At 60.9% G+C, this 18,026-nt stretch carries 15 protein-coding genes; 5 read left to right on the forward strand and 10 right to left on the reverse strand.

The features are described from left to right. Positions 1-246 (forward strand): hypothetical protein (locus EAO39_RS22810; RefSeq protein WP_205589327.1); only part of this gene is annotated, 246 nt, incomplete at its 5' end. Positions 247-312: 66 nt separating this feature from the next. Here the strand turns inward: EAO39_RS22810 and gshB are convergent. The 7 genes from gshB to EAO39_RS00035 all read right to left on the reverse strand — a co-directional run bounded on the left by gshB (position 313) and on the right by EAO39_RS00035 (position 10,285). Beyond that, positions 313-1,260 carry a glutathione synthase gene (gshB, locus tag EAO39_RS00005; RefSeq protein ID WP_120964960.1) on the reverse strand — a complete coding sequence of 316 codons (948 nt, stop codon included), beginning with the start codon at positions 1,258-1,260 and terminating at the stop codon, positions 313-315. Between the two features lie 76 nt (positions 1,261-1,336). After that, positions 1,337-2,518 (reverse strand): benzoate/H(+) symporter BenE family transporter, encoded by a 1,182-nt coding sequence (locus EAO39_RS00010; protein WP_120964962.1) that lies wholly within the window; start codon positions 2,516-2,518, stop codon positions 1,337-1,339. 137 nt (positions 2,519-2,655) lie between these two features. Beyond that, a complete protein-coding gene (locus tag EAO39_RS00015) occupies positions 2,656-4,524 on the reverse strand; it encodes a potassium transporter Kup (protein WP_120964965.1) in 1,869 nt (622 codons plus the stop codon). A 76-nt stretch (positions 4,525-4,600) separates the two neighbouring features. Further along, positions 4,601-5,896 (reverse strand): glutamate--cysteine ligase, encoded by a 1,296-nt coding sequence (gshA, locus tag EAO39_RS00020; protein WP_120964967.1) that lies wholly within the window; start codon positions 5,894-5,896, stop codon positions 4,601-4,603. A gap of 89 nt (positions 5,897-5,985) precedes the next feature. After that, positions 5,986-7,452: a potassium transporter TrkG gene (locus EAO39_RS00025; protein ID WP_120964970.1), complete on the reverse strand. Its 1,467-nt coding sequence runs from the start codon at positions 7,450-7,452 to the stop codon at positions 5,986-5,988. An 8-nt stretch (positions 7,453-7,460) separates the two neighbouring features. Further along, entirely contained in the window at positions 7,461-8,918 is a 1,458-nt protein-coding gene (gene trkA / locus EAO39_RS00030; protein ID WP_120970501.1) for a Trk system potassium transporter TrkA, read from the reverse strand. 86 nt (positions 8,919-9,004) lie between these two features. Next, positions 9,005-10,285, reverse strand: coding sequence for a glutamate-5-semialdehyde dehydrogenase (locus tag EAO39_RS00035; RefSeq protein WP_120964973.1), 1,281 nt, complete (start codon positions 10,283-10,285; stop codon positions 9,005-9,007). A gap of 125 nt (positions 10,286-10,410) precedes the next feature. Here EAO39_RS00035 and EAO39_RS00040 point away from each other — a divergent pair, with 125 nt between their 5' ends. Then, the gene (locus EAO39_RS00040) at positions 10,411-10,704 is read left to right on the forward strand and encodes a hypothetical protein (RefSeq protein WP_120964976.1); all 294 of its coding nucleotides are present in this window, start codon (positions 10,411-10,413) and stop codon (positions 10,702-10,704) included. Positions 10,705-10,706: 2 nt separating this feature from the next. Here the strand turns inward: EAO39_RS00040 and holA are convergent, their stop codons facing one another. The 3 genes from holA to leuS form a co-directional block, all read right to left on the reverse strand. Further along, entirely contained in the window at positions 10,707-11,759 is a 1,053-nt protein-coding gene (gene holA, locus EAO39_RS00045) for a DNA polymerase III subunit delta (protein ID WP_120964979.1), read from the reverse strand. Between the two features lie 62 nt (positions 11,760-11,821). Next, a complete protein-coding gene (gene lptE, locus EAO39_RS00050; RefSeq protein WP_120964982.1) occupies positions 11,822-12,334 on the reverse strand; it encodes an LPS assembly lipoprotein LptE in 513 nt (170 codons plus the stop codon). Between the two features lie 60 nt (positions 12,335-12,394). Beyond that, complete coding sequence (leuS, locus tag EAO39_RS00055) at positions 12,395-15,103, reverse strand: leucine--tRNA ligase (RefSeq protein ID WP_120964985.1); 2,709 nt, start codon at positions 15,101-15,103, stop codon at positions 12,395-12,397. A 356-nt stretch (positions 15,104-15,459) separates the two neighbouring features. Here leuS and EAO39_RS00060 point away from each other — a divergent pair, with 356 nt between their 5' ends. The 3 genes from EAO39_RS00060 to EAO39_RS22850 all read left to right on the forward strand — a co-directional run bounded on the left by EAO39_RS00060 (position 15,460) and on the right by EAO39_RS22850 (position 17,907). Next, positions 15,460-16,671: a mechanosensitive ion channel domain-containing protein gene (locus EAO39_RS00060; RefSeq protein ID WP_120964988.1), complete on the forward strand. Its 1,212-nt coding sequence runs from the start codon at positions 15,460-15,462 to the stop codon at positions 16,669-16,671. A 183-nt stretch (positions 16,672-16,854) separates the two neighbouring features. Further along, positions 16,855-17,436, forward strand: a complete 582-nt coding sequence (locus EAO39_RS00065; RefSeq protein ID WP_120964991.1) for a DJ-1/PfpI family protein — start codon at positions 16,855-16,857, stop codon at positions 17,434-17,436. 120 nt (positions 17,437-17,556) lie between these two features. Next, positions 17,557-17,907: a ribbon-helix-helix domain-containing protein gene (locus tag EAO39_RS22850; RefSeq protein WP_120964994.1), complete on the forward strand. Its 351-nt coding sequence runs from the start codon at positions 17,557-17,559 to the stop codon at positions 17,905-17,907. The last annotated feature ends 119 nt before the right edge of the window (positions 17,908-18,026 follow it).

The raw sequence follows: 18,026 nt of genomic DNA on the forward strand, positions 1-18,026 counted from the left end.
GGCTGCTTGCCATCAAACGCCCACGCTTATCGGCTGTATCTTGTTAAGGATCCGAGAACAAAAACCAATCTAAACCGGCTTTCATTTTTTTGCTTGCTGCGATCAGCGAAGCCTTTCATTGTAGCACCGTTTTCATCAGCCAGAGGAAGATTTCTCAATCTCTTGATGAGTAGCAAATTTTGTGTTTCGCTCAGTGCAGCCTTGCATTCTACACAGATTTCTCACCACCTGACAACTCGTGAATGAACCAGTACGAGAAAGACCAAAGCAAGAGAGGGCAGGCAAGCCTGCCCTCTCTTGCTTTCTATAAGACTATGCCTTGGCAGCCTGCTCCAGAGCATCCACAAACAGGGCCGCCACATCGCAGCCTGTCTGATCAAAGATCTCCTGGAAGCACGTTGGGCTGGTCACATTGATCTCTGTGACGTTGTGACCAATGATGTCCAGGCCGATAAGCAGCAGTCCTCGCTTGACCAGTCGCTCGCCAATATGTTCGGCAATCGCCTTGTCCTGCTCGCCAAGTGCTTGAGCCACGCCTTTGCCGCCTGCTGCCAGATTGCCGCGAACCTCATTGCCTTGAGGGATGCGGGCCAGGCAATAGGGAACCGGCTTGCCGCCGATGATGAGCACGCGCTTGTCGCCATGCACGATGTCGGGCAGGAATTTCTGCACCATGACGCTGGTGGCGCCGCCATGGTTCAGGGTTTCGATGATGCTGCCCAGGTTGCGGCCATCTTCGCCCACGCGGAAGATACCCATGCCACCCATGCCATCCAGAGGCTTGAGAATGACATCCTTGTGCTCCGCATGAAAGGCACGGATGTCCTGGGCATTGCGAGTCACCAGAGTCGGCGAGATGAACTGCGCAAACTCCATGATGGCCAGCTTTTCCGGATGCTCACGCAAGGCGCTGGGCTTGTTGAAAACCTTGGCACCTTCCCGCTCGGCCTGGCCCAGCATATGAGTTGCATAGAAAAATTCCGAATCAAACGGAGGATCCTTGCGCATGATGACGGCATCCAGATCCGCCAGAGCCTTGATCTCGGTCGCTGTTTCTTCAAACCAATGGTTTTTGTCCCCAGTGAGCGTGATGAAACGCATTTTGGCTTGTACCTTGCCGCCGCTTTGCCATGAAATGTCTTCGGGATGGCAGGCCACGATCTGGTGACCGCGTCGCTGCGCTTCGCGCATCATGGCGAAAGTGGAGTCCTTGTAGATCACAAAGGATTCCAGGGGATCGGCGACAAACAGTATTTGCATGGTGATGACTCAATTTGAACAAGAGACTTGCCAAGCATGATGCCCGGCTTGGCATAACAGCACAAAGCGACGGAAATCAGCTTGCGGCACGGCGACGCACATGCTGAATGCACAAGGCCACGCTACCCGCGACCACACCCCAGAAGGCCGAGCCAATGCCCGCAACAACAACACCGCTGAGCGTCACCAAAAAGGTGATGAGAGCCGCCTCGCGGTGTTGCTCTTCCTTGAAAGCCGTGGCCATCCCACCGCCGATGGAGCCCAGCAGGGCCAGTCCGGCAATACAGGCCACCAACTCCTTAGGGAAAGCCGTCAGTAAGCCCGTCACCACGGCCCCAAAAATACCCAGCACGATATAGAGCAGACCGCAGACCGCCGCGGCGGTATAGCGCTTGGACTTGTCCTCATGCGCCTCGGGCCCCATGCAGATGGCCGCCGTGATGGCACTCAGATTGAGAGCGTAGGCACCAAACGGCGCCAGCAACAGGGTGGCAAAACCCGTCATGCTGATGATGCGCGAGACCGGAATGGGGTAACCCGTGGTACGGATCACCGCCACACCCGGCAGATTTTGCGAAGCCATGGTGACCACGAACAGCGGCAGAGCCAGACTGACAAAAGCCGCCAGCGAGAAATGCGGTGCGGTATAGACCGGTACGGCAAAGCCTGCATGCACGGCAGACCATTGCATTTGCCCGCCCACTGCAGCCCACGCCATGCCGGCTGCCAAAGTGATGATGACGGCATAGCGAGGCGCCAGCCTGCGCGAGAATAGATAGGACAACAGCATGACCAGCACCAGCGGTAGATTGGTCTCGGCCGCTGAAAAAGCCTGCATGCCGAATTTGGCGAGCACACCGGCCAACAAGGCGGCCGCGATCTCCATGGGGATACGGTTCATGATGCGCTCAAACCAGCCGGTGAGCCCGGCCAGCATGATCAGCACTGCACAGGCGATAAAGGCCCCCACCGCCTCGTGCATGGAAAAACCGCCGGCCAGCCCCGCAGTGGCCAGCACGGCTGCTCCGGGCGTGGACCACGCCACCATCACCGGCATGCGCAAAACAAGCGATGGCACGAGCGAGCACAGCCCCATGCCCAGACCCAGAGCCCAGATCCACGAAGTGATTTGCTCGGGCGTGGCATGGAAAGCCTGAGCCGCCTGAAACACCAGGGCCACCGAGCTGGTAAAGCCCACCAGCACCGCCACAAAGCCCGCAGCCAATGCGGCAGGGCTCAAGTCTTTGAAAAAGCGCATCTGCGCATTCTGGCATCTGACTCGCCAGAAACTCAACCGCCTGAACGAGCTGGAATCGCGAAGACCGCCATCACTCCTGAATCAATAGCATCTTGCGCTTGATTCATAAGCACAAGAGCATGATTTAACTTGAAACTCTAGAGTTCGATCTTGGAACCCAACTCCACCACGGCATTGCTGGGCAGGTGCAGAAAATCAGAAACCCGGCTGGCATTCTTGTGCATCTGGGCAAAAAGCTTCTCGCGCCAGTGCGCCATGGAGTTGTTCATGCGCGGAATGATCAGATCGCGCGAGAGGAAGTAGCTGGTCTCCATGGTCTCGAACTTGCAACCCTGGGTACGCAGCAAGGCCAGGGCCGCCGGCACATCCGGCTCATTCTTGAAACCGTAGTGAATGATGACCTCCCAGCAATCGCCACCCAACGCCTCGGCCTCTACCCGCTTTTCCAACCCCACCCAGGGCACCTCGTGGTTGCGCACCGTCACAAAGATGTTTCTCTCATGCAGCACCTTGTTGTGCTTGAGGTTGTGCAGCAAGGCATTGGGCACGGTACCCGGCTCTCCGGACAGAAAGACGGCGGTGCCCGGCACGCGTGTGGGTGGATGACGCCAGGCAGACTCCAGGAAATCGCGCAGATTCAAGGCGTCAGCTTGCAATTTCTTGTGCAGCGCCTCGCGGCCACGGCGCCAGGTCATCATCAGGGTGAAGATGGTGCCGCCTATGAGCAGCGGGAACCAGCCACCCTCGAACAGCTTGAGCAGATTGGAGGCAAAGAAAGCCAGATCCACCACAAAGAAGAAGCCCGTGGCCAGCAGACACAGGGCCAGCGGGTATTTCCAGCGATAGCGGATCACGAAGAAGGTCAGCATGGTGGTGATCAACATGTCCAACGTGACCGCGATACCGTAGGCTGCCGCCAGATTGCCGCTGCTGCGAAACAGCACCACAGCCAGCGCGATCGCCACAAACAAGCCCCAGTTGACCAAAGGCATATAGATCTGCCCGGTCTCCTTGACGCTGGTGTGCCGCACTTCAAAACGGGGGAAATAGCCCAGTTGAATGACTTGGCGCGTCACGCTGAAGGCGCCCGTGATCAGCGCCTGCGAAGCGATCACCGTGGCCATGGTGGCCATGATGACCAGCGGCAGCAGCGCCCAGCCTGGAGCCATCATGAAAAACGGGTTTTTGACCGCATCCGGGTTGGCCAGCAACAGTGCACCCTGGCCAAAGTAGTTCAAGGTCAGCGCCGGCATGGCCACGCTGAACCAGGCCAGACGAATCGGCTTTTTGCCAAAGTGGCCCAGGTCGGCGTACAGCGCCTCGGCACCTGTCACGCACAACACCACCGAGCCCAGAATGATGAAACTGGTGCCGGGGTTGTTCCAGATAAAGGCAACTGCGTAATACGGACTAAGTGCAGCCAGAATTTCGGGGTGGCCGACGATCTGATGCACACCTAGCGATGCAATGCAGAAGAACCAGATCAATGTAATCGGGCCAAAGAACTTGCCAATACCTGCGGTTCCGCGCTTTTGCACCACAAACAGCAGAAACAGAATCACCAGAGTCAGCGGAATCACAGCCTTGGTGAAATGCGGAGAGATGACCTCCAAGCCCTCCACGGCCGAGAGCACGGAGATGGCCGGGGTGATGACGCCATCACCATAAAACAGCGAGGTGCCGAACATGCCCACCAGAAACAAGGCGCTGCTCAGGCGCGGCTTGTCTTTGACGGTTTGCGAGGCCAGGGCCAGCATGGCTACCAGTCCGCCTTCGCCGTTGTTGTCGGCCCGCAGCACCAGCGTCACATATTTGAGGGAGACGATGACCGTCAGCGTCCAGAACAGCACCGACAGCACGCCATAGACGTTGGCTGGCGTGAATGGCACATAGCCCGAGCCGAATACCTCCTTGACCGAGTACAAAACACTGGTGCCTATGTCTCCATAGACAACGCCAATTGCGCCCAGGGTAAGGGCGGGCAGTGAGGATTTCGAATTTTGCACAGGTCAGGGAGCGACTCGTAAGGCAGTCACCAGTTTCAGCGTTTCAGAATTGTGCGCTTGTGGGCGCAAAGCTTCATCAGTCGTAAATTTCGGCGTCAGGATTGGTCGCTTCCAGCTCATAGCTGGCCGCCAACATGGCCAAACGTGCGATCACGCCATACATATAGAAGCGATTGGGGGCACTGGCACCCGGGCGCATACCGGCCTGAGGCAGGTGGTTGCTCTGCTGGAAGGCCAGCGGCACATAACCGGCGCCAGGCGCATTGAGGTTCTCATCCACATCGCGCTCGGGGTGCATGCGGTAAAAGCCGCCCACCACATAGCGATCCATCATGTAGACCACGGGCTCGGCCACGGCGTTGTGCATGCGCTCCTGGGTCAGCACACCTTCTTGCACGATGACATCGTGCACGGTCTGGCCGTCCTTGATGAGGCCCATCTTGTTGCGGCTCTTGCGCGGCAAATCCGCCAGCTCCTTGGCATCGCGCACCGTCATCACGCCCATGCCATAGGTGCCGTTATCGGCTTTGACCACCGCAAACGGCTTTTCCTTGATGCCGTATTCCTTGTACTTGCGGCGCACCTTGGAAAGAATGACATCCACCTGCTCTGCCAGGGCATCCATGCCCACGCCGTCGGCAAAGTCAATGTTGTTCACATGGCCGAACAAGGGGTTGATCAGCCAGGGGTCGATGCCCAGCAGCTTGCCAAAGCGCTTACCCACTTCTTCGTAGCTCTGGAAGTGACGGCTCTTGCGGCGCACATTCCAGCCCGCGTGCAGGGGCGGCAGCAGGTATTGCTCGTACAACTCCTCGATGATGCCGGGCACGCCGGTGGAGAGGTCGTTGTTGAGCAAGATGGTACAGGGGTCGAAATCCTTGAGGCCCAGGCGACGCTTGCTGCGGATCACCGGCTCCAGCTTGATCTCATCGCCATGCGGCAGCGTGATGGACAAGGTCTTCTTGATTTCGGGGCTGATGGAGCCAATCCGAACGTTCAGGCCGGCCATCGAGAAAATGCGCTTGAGCTGCAGCACGCTGGCCAGATAGTGGGTGTTGCGCGTGTGGTTCTCGGGAATGATGAGCAGATTGCGCGCTTCGGGGCATATTTTTTCGATAGCAGCCATCGCAGCCTGTACGGCCAGCGGCAGCATTTCATCCGTCAGGTTGTTCCAGCCTCCGGGAAAGAGGTTGGTGTCTACCGGCGCCAGCTTAAAACCCGCATTGCGAATATCCACCGAGCAATAGAAGGGCGGCGTGTGCTCCATCCACTCCAGGCGGAACCAGCGCTCAATCGCAGGCATGGAGTCGAGAATGCGCTGCTCAAGCTCGTTAATGGGGCCGGTCAGAGCCGTGACAAGATGTGGAACCATAAAGACCCTTAGGAGACGATGGTGGGTGGCTGGTGGGTGGCAATTGTAGGGTTTTGTGCGAGAAGATGGTGTTTACCCTAGGTTTCACACTAACGACGCCAGAACGCAGGGGACAGCAAAGCCATGAAACTCAGTATCTCCAGGCGTCCCAACAACATGCCCAGAGTACATACCCACATCTGAAAATCCGTCAACACCGTGTAGTTGGACACTGGGCCGATCGCACCCAGCCCCGGCCCCAGACAATGCACGCTGGCCAGCGCCGCCGAAAAGGCCGTAACGGGGTCCAGATCGGTCAGCAGCAAGACCATGCTCAATACGATGACCGTGCCACCGTAGACCAGCATATAGGCCAGCACCGAGAAAATCATGTGGTTGTCGACGACCGCACTGCCCAGGCGCACAGGCTGCACCGCGCGCGGATGAACCAGGCGGGTCATCTCGCGTCGGGCCTGTTTGACAAGTATCAGCATGCGGACCATTTTGATACCGCCACCGGTGGAACCGGCACTGGTGGCAACCCCCGACAGCAGCAGCAACAGCACCGGCAGAAACACCGGCCATGCCAGATAGTCGGTAGTGGAATAGCCGGTGGTGGACGCCACCGACACGGTATGAAACATGCCGTAGCGCAAGGCATCCAGCGGCCCGTAAACGCCTTTGATCCACAACAGAGCGGCGGCGAACAAACCGGCACCCACCAGCACATAGATGGTGGCCTTGGCTTCGGGGTCGCGCCAGAAGGCATCGAACCGCCCTTTGCGCAAGGCCACAAAGTACAGGGCAAAGTTGCAACTGGCCAGCAACATGAAGGTGAGAGCAATGAACTCCAGCAGCGGCGAGTCGAAATAGGCAAAGCTCGCATCATGCGAAGACAGCCCGCCCAGACTCACCGTGGAGAACATGTGCATCAGCGCATCCAGCGGCGTCATGCCTGCAGCCCAGAACGCCAGGGCACAGGCGATGGAAAAGCTGGCGTACACGCCCCACAGGCCCTTGGCCGTTTCCGTGATGCGCGGCGTCAACTTCGTGTCTTTGACGGGACCGGCCGCTTCGGCCCTGAACAGCTGCGCGCCCCCTACACCCAACAGCGGCAAAATGGCCACGGCCAGAATCAGAATGCCCATGCCGCCCACCCATTGCAAAAAGGTGCGCCAGATATTGATGGACACCGGCAGCTGGTCCAGGCCGGTCAAAATCGTCGCCCCCGCCGTGGTCAGGCCCGATACTGCTTCGAAATACGCATGGGTAAAGCTGATCTGGATGCCGATATGCATCAGGCCCAGCATCAGCGGCAGCATGGCGCACAGCGGCAAGACCACCCACACCAGGGTGACCAGGATCACACCATGGCGCGGCTGCAAATCCTGCTTGTGGCGGTGCAGACCGCCCCACAGCAGCAGCCCCGCCGCCATGGTGATACCCATGGCCCAGGGGTAGATGCGCCAGATGCCGTCCTGGGTGAACCAGGACACGCCAAACGGCAACAGCATGGACAGGGCGAACATCACCATCAGCATGCCCAGCACGCGCAGAACGGGAAGCAGATCTCGCATCGGGCAGCCTAGAAGAAAGTCGCGCTCACGCGGAACAGATTTTCCACATTGCGCACCAGCCGCTTGTTGGGCAGGAAAAACACCACGTGGTCCCCGCTTTCAATCACGGTATGGCTGCGCGGAATGATGACTTCGGTCGTCACTTCACTCTGCTTTTCGTCGGAAGACTTGCCTGCAGGAATGCCGCGCACGATGAGGCCTATATGCACATCCTCGGGCAGGCTCAGATCTTCCACCTTGCGACCTACGACGCGCGAGCTTTTCCGGTCGCCGCGCGCCACGATCTCCAGCGCCTCGGCCACGCCGCGGCGCAGGCTGTGCACGGCCTGCACATCGCCACGCCGCACATAGGCCAGCAGCTCGCCCAGCATGGCCTGTGCGGGCGACAGCGCAATATCGATCTGCGTGCCGTGCATCAGATCGGCATAGGCGCGGCGGTTGATGAGCGAGAGCACGCGGCGCGCACCCATGCGCTTGGCCAGCAGGCTGGACATGATGTTGTCCTCATCGTCATCGGTGAGCGCCAGAAACAGATCCACCTCCTCGATGCCCTCTTGTTCCAGCACATCCTCGTCCGTGGCATCGCCTTCCAGTACCAGCACCTCGGCAGGCAGCACCGAAGCCAGAGACATGCATTGGCGCTCGCTGTTCTCCACAATTTTGACGTGAAAGCGCCCCGGAATTTGCGACAGCTTCTGGGCCAGCCGCAGGCTGACCTGGCCGCCACCTGCCATCATGATGCGGTACACGGGGCGCGCCTCACGGCCTTGCGGGCTGTGAATGGCACGCAGCGCCTGCGGCACATGCTCGGTGGCCGCCAAGATAAAGACCTCGTCGCCAGGCTCGATACGCGTGGAGCCGTCGCAGCGCACAAAACGGTCGGGCTCATCCATGAAGCGCCGGTAAATGGCCACGATGCGCATGGCCAGATCCGGCATGCGCTCGCGCACCTGGGCAATCTGCAGGCCTACCGCAGGCGCGCCGGCGCGGGCACGCACGGAAGCCAGGGCCGCGAGACCGCCGGCAAAGGCACGCACCTGCATGGCCTCGGGATACTCGATGAGCTTGCGTATGTAATTGGTGACCGACTCTTCGGGGCAGATGATGCGATCCACGGCAAAGCCGTCCTTGCCCAGCACCGGATCATGCGAGACAAAGCCCGAAGAGCGCACGCGCGCAATCCGGGTGGGAATCTCGAACACGGCCTGGGCGATCTTGCAGCAGACCAGATTGGTCTCGTCCATGGAAGCGCAGGCAATCAGCAGATCGGTGTCCTTGGCCCCGGCCTCGGCCAGCACCCGGGGGTCTATGCCGTTGCCCACCACGCCACGCAAGTCATAACGGGCTTCCAGCTCGCGCACGGCGCGGGCATCGGTATCGATGACGGTGATGCCGTTTTGCTCGGAAACCAGGCTCTCGGCCACACTCTGGCCCACACGCCCGGCACCCACAATAATGATTTTCATGATGTTGTTTTGTTGGATCCAAGCAGTGGCGATCATGTCTGCGACCTGCCGCACAGCCATCGCCTGGCCTGCGCGGCAGCCCGAGGCTAGTTGCGCACCTCGCCGTCGCCCAGCACCACGTATTTGAGCGAGGTCAGGCCCTCGATGCCCACCGGACCGCGCGCATGGAACTTGTCGGTGCTGATGCCGATCTCGGCCCCCAGACCGTACTCGAAACCGTCGGCAAAGCGCGTGCTGGCATTGACCATGACGCTGGCCGAATCCACCTCGCGCAGAAATTTCTGCGCATGCTGGTGGTCAGTGGTCAAAATGGCCTCGGTGTGGTGGCTGGAGTATTTGTTGATGTGGGCAATCGCCTCATCCACGCCATCGACCAGCTTGATGCTGATGATGGGTGCCAGATACTCCTCGTACCAGTCCTGCTCTACCGCCTCGGCCAGTTTGGCATCCTGGACGCTTTGGAGAATCGCCAGCGCCTGGGGATCGCAGCGCATTTCCACGCCCTTGGCCGCATAGACGGCACCGATCAGGGGCAGGAACTCAGCCGCCACGCCACGCGCTACCAGCAGGCTCTCGCTGGCATTGCAGGGGCTGTATTTGTGGGTCTTGGCGTTGTCCGCCACCTTCACGGCCATGGCGATGTCGCAAGGCTGGTCCACATAGGTGTGGCAGTTGCCGTCCAGATGCTTGATGACGGGCACCTTGGCTTCGCGGCTGATGCGCTCGATCAGGCCTTTGCCGCCACGGGGAATGATCACATCCACATAGTCGGGCATGGCGATCAGCTGGCCCACGGCCTCGCGGTCCGTGGTCTCCACCAGTTGCACGCCCAGCTCGGGCAAGCCGGCCTCGGCCATGGCCTGGGCCACCAGCTTGGCCAGCGCCTTGTTGGAGTCAATGGCTTCGGAGCCGCCGCGCAAGATGCAGGCATTGCCGCTCTTGATGGACAGGCTGGCCGCTTCAATCGTCACGTTGGGGCGGCTTTCGTAAATCATGCCGAACACGCCCAGAGGCACACGCATCTGGCCCACGCGGATACCGGTGGGCTGCTGCTTGAGGCCGACGATCTCGCCAATCACCTCGGGCATGGCGGCCAGCTGCTCGCAGCCAAGGGCACAGGTTTCCAACACCTTGGGTGTCAGGCGCAAGCGATCCACCATGGGAGCCGACAGACCGTTGGCCACGGCACGCTCCAGATCCTTGGCGTTATCGATCTGCAGCGGCTCCATGTGCTCGCGCAGCAGACGGGCCAGGGCCTTGAGTGCTTTGTTTTTAGTAGCTGCAGACGCACGAGCCATCAGTGCAGAGGCCTGTTTTGCCTGAGCGCCAAGGTGATGCATGTATTCGACGGTGTTGAGCGCGTTCATGGCGCAATTTTCGCCTAGATGGACGGCTTTGCCCAGATAAACCCTGAACAGCCGCTTTTTGCAGCAGAAATCGGGCTGGCGGCGGCGGCCGGGCTTCTACACTTCAGCCAACTTCGGAGACCTCCATGAACACCATGCAAGCCACCCAGCAGCTGCAGCAACTGCGCTCTGGCTTTGAGCAGCTGGCCCTGCAGCAAGTGACCCCGGCCGCCCTGGGCCAGCAGGCCCGCGCCGCGACGGCACTGCTGCAAGCACTGCCCGGCCGCTATGCCGAAGTACTGCTCAATCTGCTGGACAGGTTGGAGTCCAGCGCCTTGTTCACCGAAGAAAGCTGCTCATTCAGTCAGAAGGACTTGCTGGACAACCTCAAGCTCTGGGGCGAAAAAGCGCAGGCCCAGCTGGATAGGCTGGCGGCCTGAACTTAGGCTGAACGCCCGGCACTTGCCAGTTGCATGGCCAGTTGCCGCAGGGCCTGCCAGCCATCGCGCGGCCAGTCCTTGCTGGGCAGGCCTTTGACAATGCCGTCCACGATATGTGCCGATTGCAGCAACTGGGTGGCCTGGGCCTCCGAGATTCGCGGCAGCAGGCGCTCGAACAAGCGCTCCTTGGGGCCCCAGATACGGTTTTCGCGCAGCGCCATGGGCAGGGGCTTGCCGGCAGCCATGGCGTCTTTGACGCGCTTGATATTGCGAATGTCCTCGGCCAGCGACCAGTGCACCAGCACCTCGGCCTCGCCTTCGGCCTGCAGCCCGTCCAGCATGCGCATGCTGCGCGCCACCTGGCCCGAGAGCACGGCTTCCGACAGCTTGAACACGTCATAACGCGCCACATTGAGCACGGCTTGCTCGACCTGCTCAAAACCCAGCTCGCCCTGGGGATGCAGCAGCGCCAGCTTCTGGATTTCCTGGTGCGCGGCCAGCAGATTGCCTTCCACCCGGTCGGCAAAGAACTGCAGCGTGCGCTGGCCTTCCTCGCCGGCGGCCACACGCTGGCCCTGGGCGGCCAGACGCTGCGCAATCCAGTTGGGCAGCATGGCCCGCTCTATGGGCTCCACCTGGATGGAGACGCCCACGCCATCGAGCGCAGCAAACCAGGCCCCCGTCTTGGTGGCCTTGTCCAGACGCGGCAAGGAAATGAGGGTCAGCGTGCTGTCATTGCCCTGGGCACTGCTGGCCAGCTGCTGCAAGGCCGTGCTGCCGTCCTTGCCTGGCTTGCCGCTGGGAATGCGAACTTCCAGAATCTGCTTGTCGGCAAACAGCGATAGCGAGCCGCCCGCCGCCAGCACCGCACTCCAGTCAAAGTGGGCGCCGGCCACGGTGTAGCTGCTGCGCTCGGTAAACCCTTGAGCACGCGCCGCAGCGCGAATCGCGTCTGCCGCTTCCTGCTGCTGCAACGGCTCATCCCCATGCAAGACATAGAGCGAACGCAGGCCCTTGGCCAAATGGGCTTGGAGCTGGTTCAAGGCAAGCTGCATGGGTAAATTTCTAGTCAAACAAGCTTTCAACGCTCTCTAATCAAGCGCATCCAGCTATCAAATCAGGATGGATTCAGGCTTTTGACGGCCGAGAGACGGCGAATCAGCTGCTGCACGATGTCCTTGCGCATATCGTTGTTCAGCATCACCTCTTCCGCCGCCTTGGAGGCGGCATTGGTCTCGTTATAGGTCACGTCGCGCTGCTGGCGAATCTGGGTGGGCGGGATCAGCTCGTCGCCGCCTGGCGTGCGCAGCGAGAAGGTGACGATCAGGCGCAGCTGCACTTCACGCACCTGGCCGGCCACGTTCGAGCCCACGATCACCCGCTCCTGCAGCTCGTTGATGATCTGGCAGATCACCTCGGCCTGGTCGGGCGAAGCCGGATCCTTGAGCACGGTGAGCTTGTCGCTGGACGACTCCAGATTGCGCATCAGATCGCGGCCCACGGGCGCGCCGCGCCCAGCCTGGATATAGATCGAGCTGAACACGAAATTGGGCACACCCCGCAGGCGAAAGCCGCAAGCTCCCAGCAGGGGAGACAAGGCCATGGCGGCCAGCAGCGTACGTTTTTGCATCAACTGTCCTTGCTATCAAAACGCCCTGCCGCACCATGGTGCCGGCAGGGCCTGGCCTCATCAGATCACCACGTTCACCAGACGGCCGGGAACGATGATGACCTTCTTCGGTGTGGCGCCGTTGACGAACTTCAGATAGTCCTCATTGGCCAGCGCAGCAGCTTCGATGGCGGCCTTGTCGGCGGCGGCGGGCACCAGAATGGCTCCGCGCAGCTTGCCGTTGACCTGCAGCATCAGCTGAATCTCGTCCTGCACCAGCGCCTTGGCATCCACCTCGGGCCAGGCGGCATCCAGCAGCTCGCCCAGCTTGCCGGCATAGCCGAGCTCGCTCCACAACACATGGGACAGGTGGGGGGTTGCGGGGTAGAGCACGCGCAGCAAAATGCCAAAGCCTTCGATCAGCGCCACCTTGGCACCGGCATCGTCCAGGGCCTTGAAGTCTTCCAGCGCGTTGATCATCTTCATGGCGCCGGAGACCACGGTGTTGTACTGCATGCGCGAGTAGTCGTACTCCACCTGCTTGAGCACGGTGTGGATTTCCAGGCGCAAGGCCTTGGCCGCCTTGCCGAATTCCACATCGTCCAGCGACTTGGCACCGGCTGCGCTGGAGATGGCAGCCGCCATGTCCATGGCCGACAGCTTGGCGCCGAAGTTGTAAACGCGGCGCAGGAAACGGTAGCTGCCTTCCACGGCGGCGTCGTTCCACTCCAGCGTCAGCTCAGGCGGCGCGGTGAACATGGTGTACAGGCGGGCGGTATCGGCGCCGTACTTCTCGATCAGCTCCTGCGGATCGATACCGTTGTTCTTGGACTTGGACATGGTGCCCACGCCCTCGTAGTCTATGGTCGTGCCCACGGGCAGCAGGCCGTCGGCGCTGTCCACTTCCACCTTGAGCTTGGCAGCAATGATCTTGCCGGTGTCGTCAAACACATGCTCCACATCCTTGGGCCAGAAATACTCCTTGGCGCCCTTGGCCGTGCGACGGCTGTAGATGTGGTTGAGCACCATGCCCTGGGTCAGCAGCTTGGTGAAAGGCTCGTCGATCTTGAGCAGGCCCAGATCGCGCATCACCTTGGTCCAGAAACGTGCGTACAGCAGGTGCAAGATGGCATGCTCCACACCGCCGATGTATTGATCCATCGGCATCCAGTAGTCGGCGCCGTCACCCACCATTTGCTCGCTGTTCTTGGCGTCGCAATAGCGCATGAAGTACCAGGACGAATCCACGAAGGTGTCCATGGTGTCGGTTTCGCGACGCGCTGGCTTGCCGCAGCAGGGGCAGACCACGCCGGCGTGGAAAGCTTCGCTCTTGATCAGCGGATTGCCGGAGCCGTCCGGCACCAGATCCTGCGGCAGCACGACCGGCAGGTCCTTCTCGGGCACGGGCTGGGCACCGCAGTCTTCGCAGTGGATGATGGGGATGGGCGTGCCCCAGTAGCGCTGACGGCTCACGCCCCAGTCGCGCAGGCGCCAGGTGGTCTTGAGCTCGCCCAGACCCTTGTCGCCCAGAATTTGGGCCACGGCCTGCACGGCATCCTGATAGCTCAGACCGTTGAGCTCGCCGGAGTTGATCAGTACACCGCGTTCCTTGTCGCCATACCAGTCGCTCCACTGCTTGTCGTCATAAGCGATCTGGCCTTCGACAGCCACCACTTGCTTGATGGGCAGGCTGTACTTGTTGGCAAAGGCAAAGTCGCGTTCGTCGTGGGCGGGCACGCCCATCACGGCGCCGTCGCCATAGCTCATCAGCACATAGTTGCCGATCCACACCTCGACTTGCGCGCCGGTGATGGGGTGGGTGACGAACAGGCCCGTAGGCTTGCCTTCTTTTTCCTTGACGGCCAGTTCAGCCTCCGTCGTTCCGCCTTTTTTGCATTCCTCGATGAAAGCAGCCAGCTCGGGCTTGCCTGCCGCAGCGTGCTGGGCCAGCGGATGCTCGGGCGCCACGGCGCAGAAGGTCACGCCCATGATGGTGTCGGCACGGGTGGTGAAAACATACATCTTGCCGTCTTGAATCAAGTTGCCGTCAGCACCCTTGATGTCGTGCGTGAACGCAAAGCGCACGCCGGCGCTCTTGCCGATCCAGTTTTCCTGCATCAGGCGCACCTTGTCGGGCCAGCCGGTCAGCGTGGCCTTGTCGTTGCCCATCTGCACATGGTCGAGCAGCTCTTGCGCATAGTTGGTGATCGCCAGGTAGTAACCGGGGATCTCGCGCTTTTCCACCAGCGCGCCGGTGCGCCAGCCACGGCCGTCGATCACCTGCTCGTTGGCCAGCACGGTCTGGTCCACCGGGTCCCAGTTCACCACCTGGGTCTTGCGGTAGGCAATGCCCTTGTCCAGCATCTTCAGGAACAGCCACTGGTTCCACTTGTAGTACTCGGGGTCGCAGGTGGCGACTTCGCGGCTCCAGTCGATGGCCAGGCCCATGGCCTGCATCTGCTTTTTCATGTACGCAATGTTGTCGTACGTCCACTGGGCAGGCGGCACCTTGTTCTTGAGCGCCGCGTTTTCCGCGGGCAGACCGAAGGCGTCCCAGCCCATGGGCATCAAGACGTTGAAGCCCTTCATGCGCAGCTGGCGCGCGAGCATGTCGTTGATGGTGTAGTTGCGCACGTGGCCCATGTGCAGCTTGCCGCTGGGGTAGGGCAGCATGGAGCAGGCGTAGTACTTTGGCTTGCTGTTGTCTTCGGTGACGCGGTAGGCGTCGTTGGCGGTCCAGTGGCCCTGCGCTGCGCGCTCGACCTCAATGTGGTTGTACTTTTCTTGCATGGTGCTTAGCGGTGGCCGGTGGCCCCATGGGCACCGACAAGGTGGAAATCCGGAATTAACCGAGGATTTTAGGCCCCCCGCCCGCTTGTGCAGCTTTAGCCCTTCATGACCGCAAAACCCGGTGCGCCTTAGCGCCGGCGTTTAGAACGTGTTCAGTGAGGCAAATCACGGAGAAAAGCGCTCTTGCGTATGCTTTGGACTGAACTTCCCTGCGGGCTCAGGCTCCAACACGGATTCTCGGTTCGCCGCCAGGTCTTTGGCCCGCGACTCCTTCTCCCTCTTCCCCCTATATATCTACCCCCAAGGAGCTTTGGTTGCTTTCCTCATGGTTTTCGCTTTCCGATTGGGACCCCGTCATGCAAACCGGCGCAGCTCTGTGCCTGCTGGCCCTGGCGGCCCTGGTCGCAGGCTGGTTGTCGCAGTGGCTGGTGCCGCGTGCGTTTCACCATATGCGCGAAACGCTCAACACCGACTGGGCCCAGGTGTTTCTGCACGACAAGGTGCTGCGCCGCCTGGCCAAGGTGATTCCCTCGCTGATCGTGCAGTTCGGCATACACGGCGTGCCTTTTATGCAGGCCAGTTGGACGAATGTCATCACCAATCTGGCCGGCAGCTTCACCATCTACCACCTGGCCCGGGCGCTGTGCAATCTGCTCAACGCCATGAACGAGGCCCATGAGCGCAAGGAGGCGCGCAAGGCCACGCCCACCCATTCCATCAAAAGCTATGTGCAGCTGGGCAAGCTGCTGATCTGCAGTTTTGCCGGCGTGCTCATCGTGGCCACCCTGCTCAACCGCTCGCCGCTGCTGCTGCTCTCGGGTTTGGGCGCCATGTCGGCGGTGCTGATGCTGGTGTTCAAGGACACCATCCTCTCCTTTGTCGCCGGCGTGCAACTGGGCAGCAACGACATGCTGCGCGTGGGCGACTGGATAGAAATGCCCCAGGTGGGCGCCGACGGTTTTGTGACCGATATCGCCCTCAACACGGTCAAGGTGCAGAACTTCGACAAAACCATCACCACCATTCCCACCTGGCGGCTGATGACGGACAGCTTCAAGAACTGGCGCGGCATGTTCGAATCGGGCGGGCGCCGCATTCAGCGCTCGCTGTCCATAGACGCCCACAGCATTCATCTGCTATCCAAAGAGGAGCGGCATACGATTTCCAGCATTGCGCTGCTGCGTGATTATTGGAGTGAAAAGACCGGCTTGCGCGCCGTGGACGATGCCCAGCCCGGCACCATCACCGCCCAAAGCGGCCATTTGATCGCCCCCGATCAGGTCAGCAATCTGGCCGCTTTCAAGGCCTATGCCTACGCCTATCTGCTGGCTCACCCGCGCATCCACCAGGGGCCGGGCATGTTTCTGCTGGCCCGCACGCTGGAACCCTCGCCCCAGGGCGTGCCGCTGCAGCTGTATTGCTATACCAACACCACCATCTGGGTGGAGTACGAAGCCGTGCAGGGCGAAATCTTCGACCACCTGATCGCCATGCTGCCGCAGTTCGGCCTCAAGCTCTACCAGCGCTCGTCGGACTACGGCATGCACTATTCCATGCCCACCCCCTGAGGCGCTTCGGGCCGCCCCGTCTCTCGCTTTGCGGGAGGGGGACGGCAGCCACGCTGCGGGGCGGCCCTTGCTTGCTGCCCCTGCGCCTCCTCACGGGTGGCTTGGCAATGTAGTAGCCCATTAACACCTGCTGCGCCCCTTGCCTGCCCACAATGGCCTGACCAGCTACAAAGGAGACAGACCATGGCAGGCAAGAAGATTTTGATGATTTGCGGCGACTACTGCGAGGACTACGAGACCATGGTGCCGTTCCAGGCACTGCTGGCCGTGGGCCACACGGTGCACGCCGTCTGCCCCGACAAAAAAGCCGGCGACCAGATCAAGACCGCGATTCACGACTTTGAAGGCGCCCAGACCTATAGCGAAAAGCCCGGCCACAACTTCACGCTCAACGCCACGTTTGCCGAGGTGAAAGTTGCCGATTACGACGCTCTGGTGATTCCCGGCGGCCGCGGCCCCGAATATCTGCGCGGCTATGAAAGCGTGCGTGCTGCCGTGCGCCATTTCTTCGACACCAACAAGCCCGTGGCCGCCGTCTGCCATGGTGCACAACTGCTGGCCGGCGCCGGCGTGCTCAAAGGCCGCACCTGCTCCGCCTACCCGGCCTGCCGCGCCGAGGTGGAACTGGCCGGCGGAACCTATGCCGACATCCCCGTCGATCAGGCCCATACCGAAGGCAATCTGGTCAGCGCCCCCGCCTGGCCGGCACACCCGGCATGGATTGCGCAGTTCCTGACCCTGCTGGGCACCAAGATTTCTCATTAAAACAAGCTCAAGCGCTTATTCATCAAGCGCTAACAGCTATTGATTCAAGAGCACACCTCTTGACTCTGCGCACACCGGGCCACACCATGGCCCGGTTTGTTTTTGAGCGAGAGTCACACCATGTGCCAGGTCTTTATCAGCGCCGACCCGCAACTGTGGGCCCACCGTGCCCGCTCCATCCGCCTGCACGGGGCGGCGACCAGCATCCGCCTGGAGAATCTGTTCTGGCAGGTGCTGGACGATATTGCGGCCCGTGACGGCTATAGCGTGCCCCAGCTCTGCACCCGGCTCTACGACGAGCTGATTGCCGAGCGCGGCGCGGTGGAGAATTTCAGCTCGTTCCTGCGCGTGTGCTGCACCCGCTATCTGGCGCTGCAGCTCTCGGGCGAGATTCCGCAGGATGTGCGGATTCCGATTCGCTCGCTCGCCGCGCAGACGCCGGCAGAGGCTGCAGCGGCTCTGCGGCATTGAGCGGCGGCTCCATGCGCACAAAGCTACAGGCCACCACATTGCAGCAACGCGAGACGGTCTGACCAGCCAGCGGACCGCGCTGCATCACCAGGCTGCGCAGCGGCCAGGCGCATTGCGGA

This window comes from Comamonas sp. lk (genome assembly GCF_900564145.1).
Lineage (GTDB): Bacteria > Pseudomonadota > Gammaproteobacteria > Burkholderiales > Burkholderiaceae_C > Comamonas.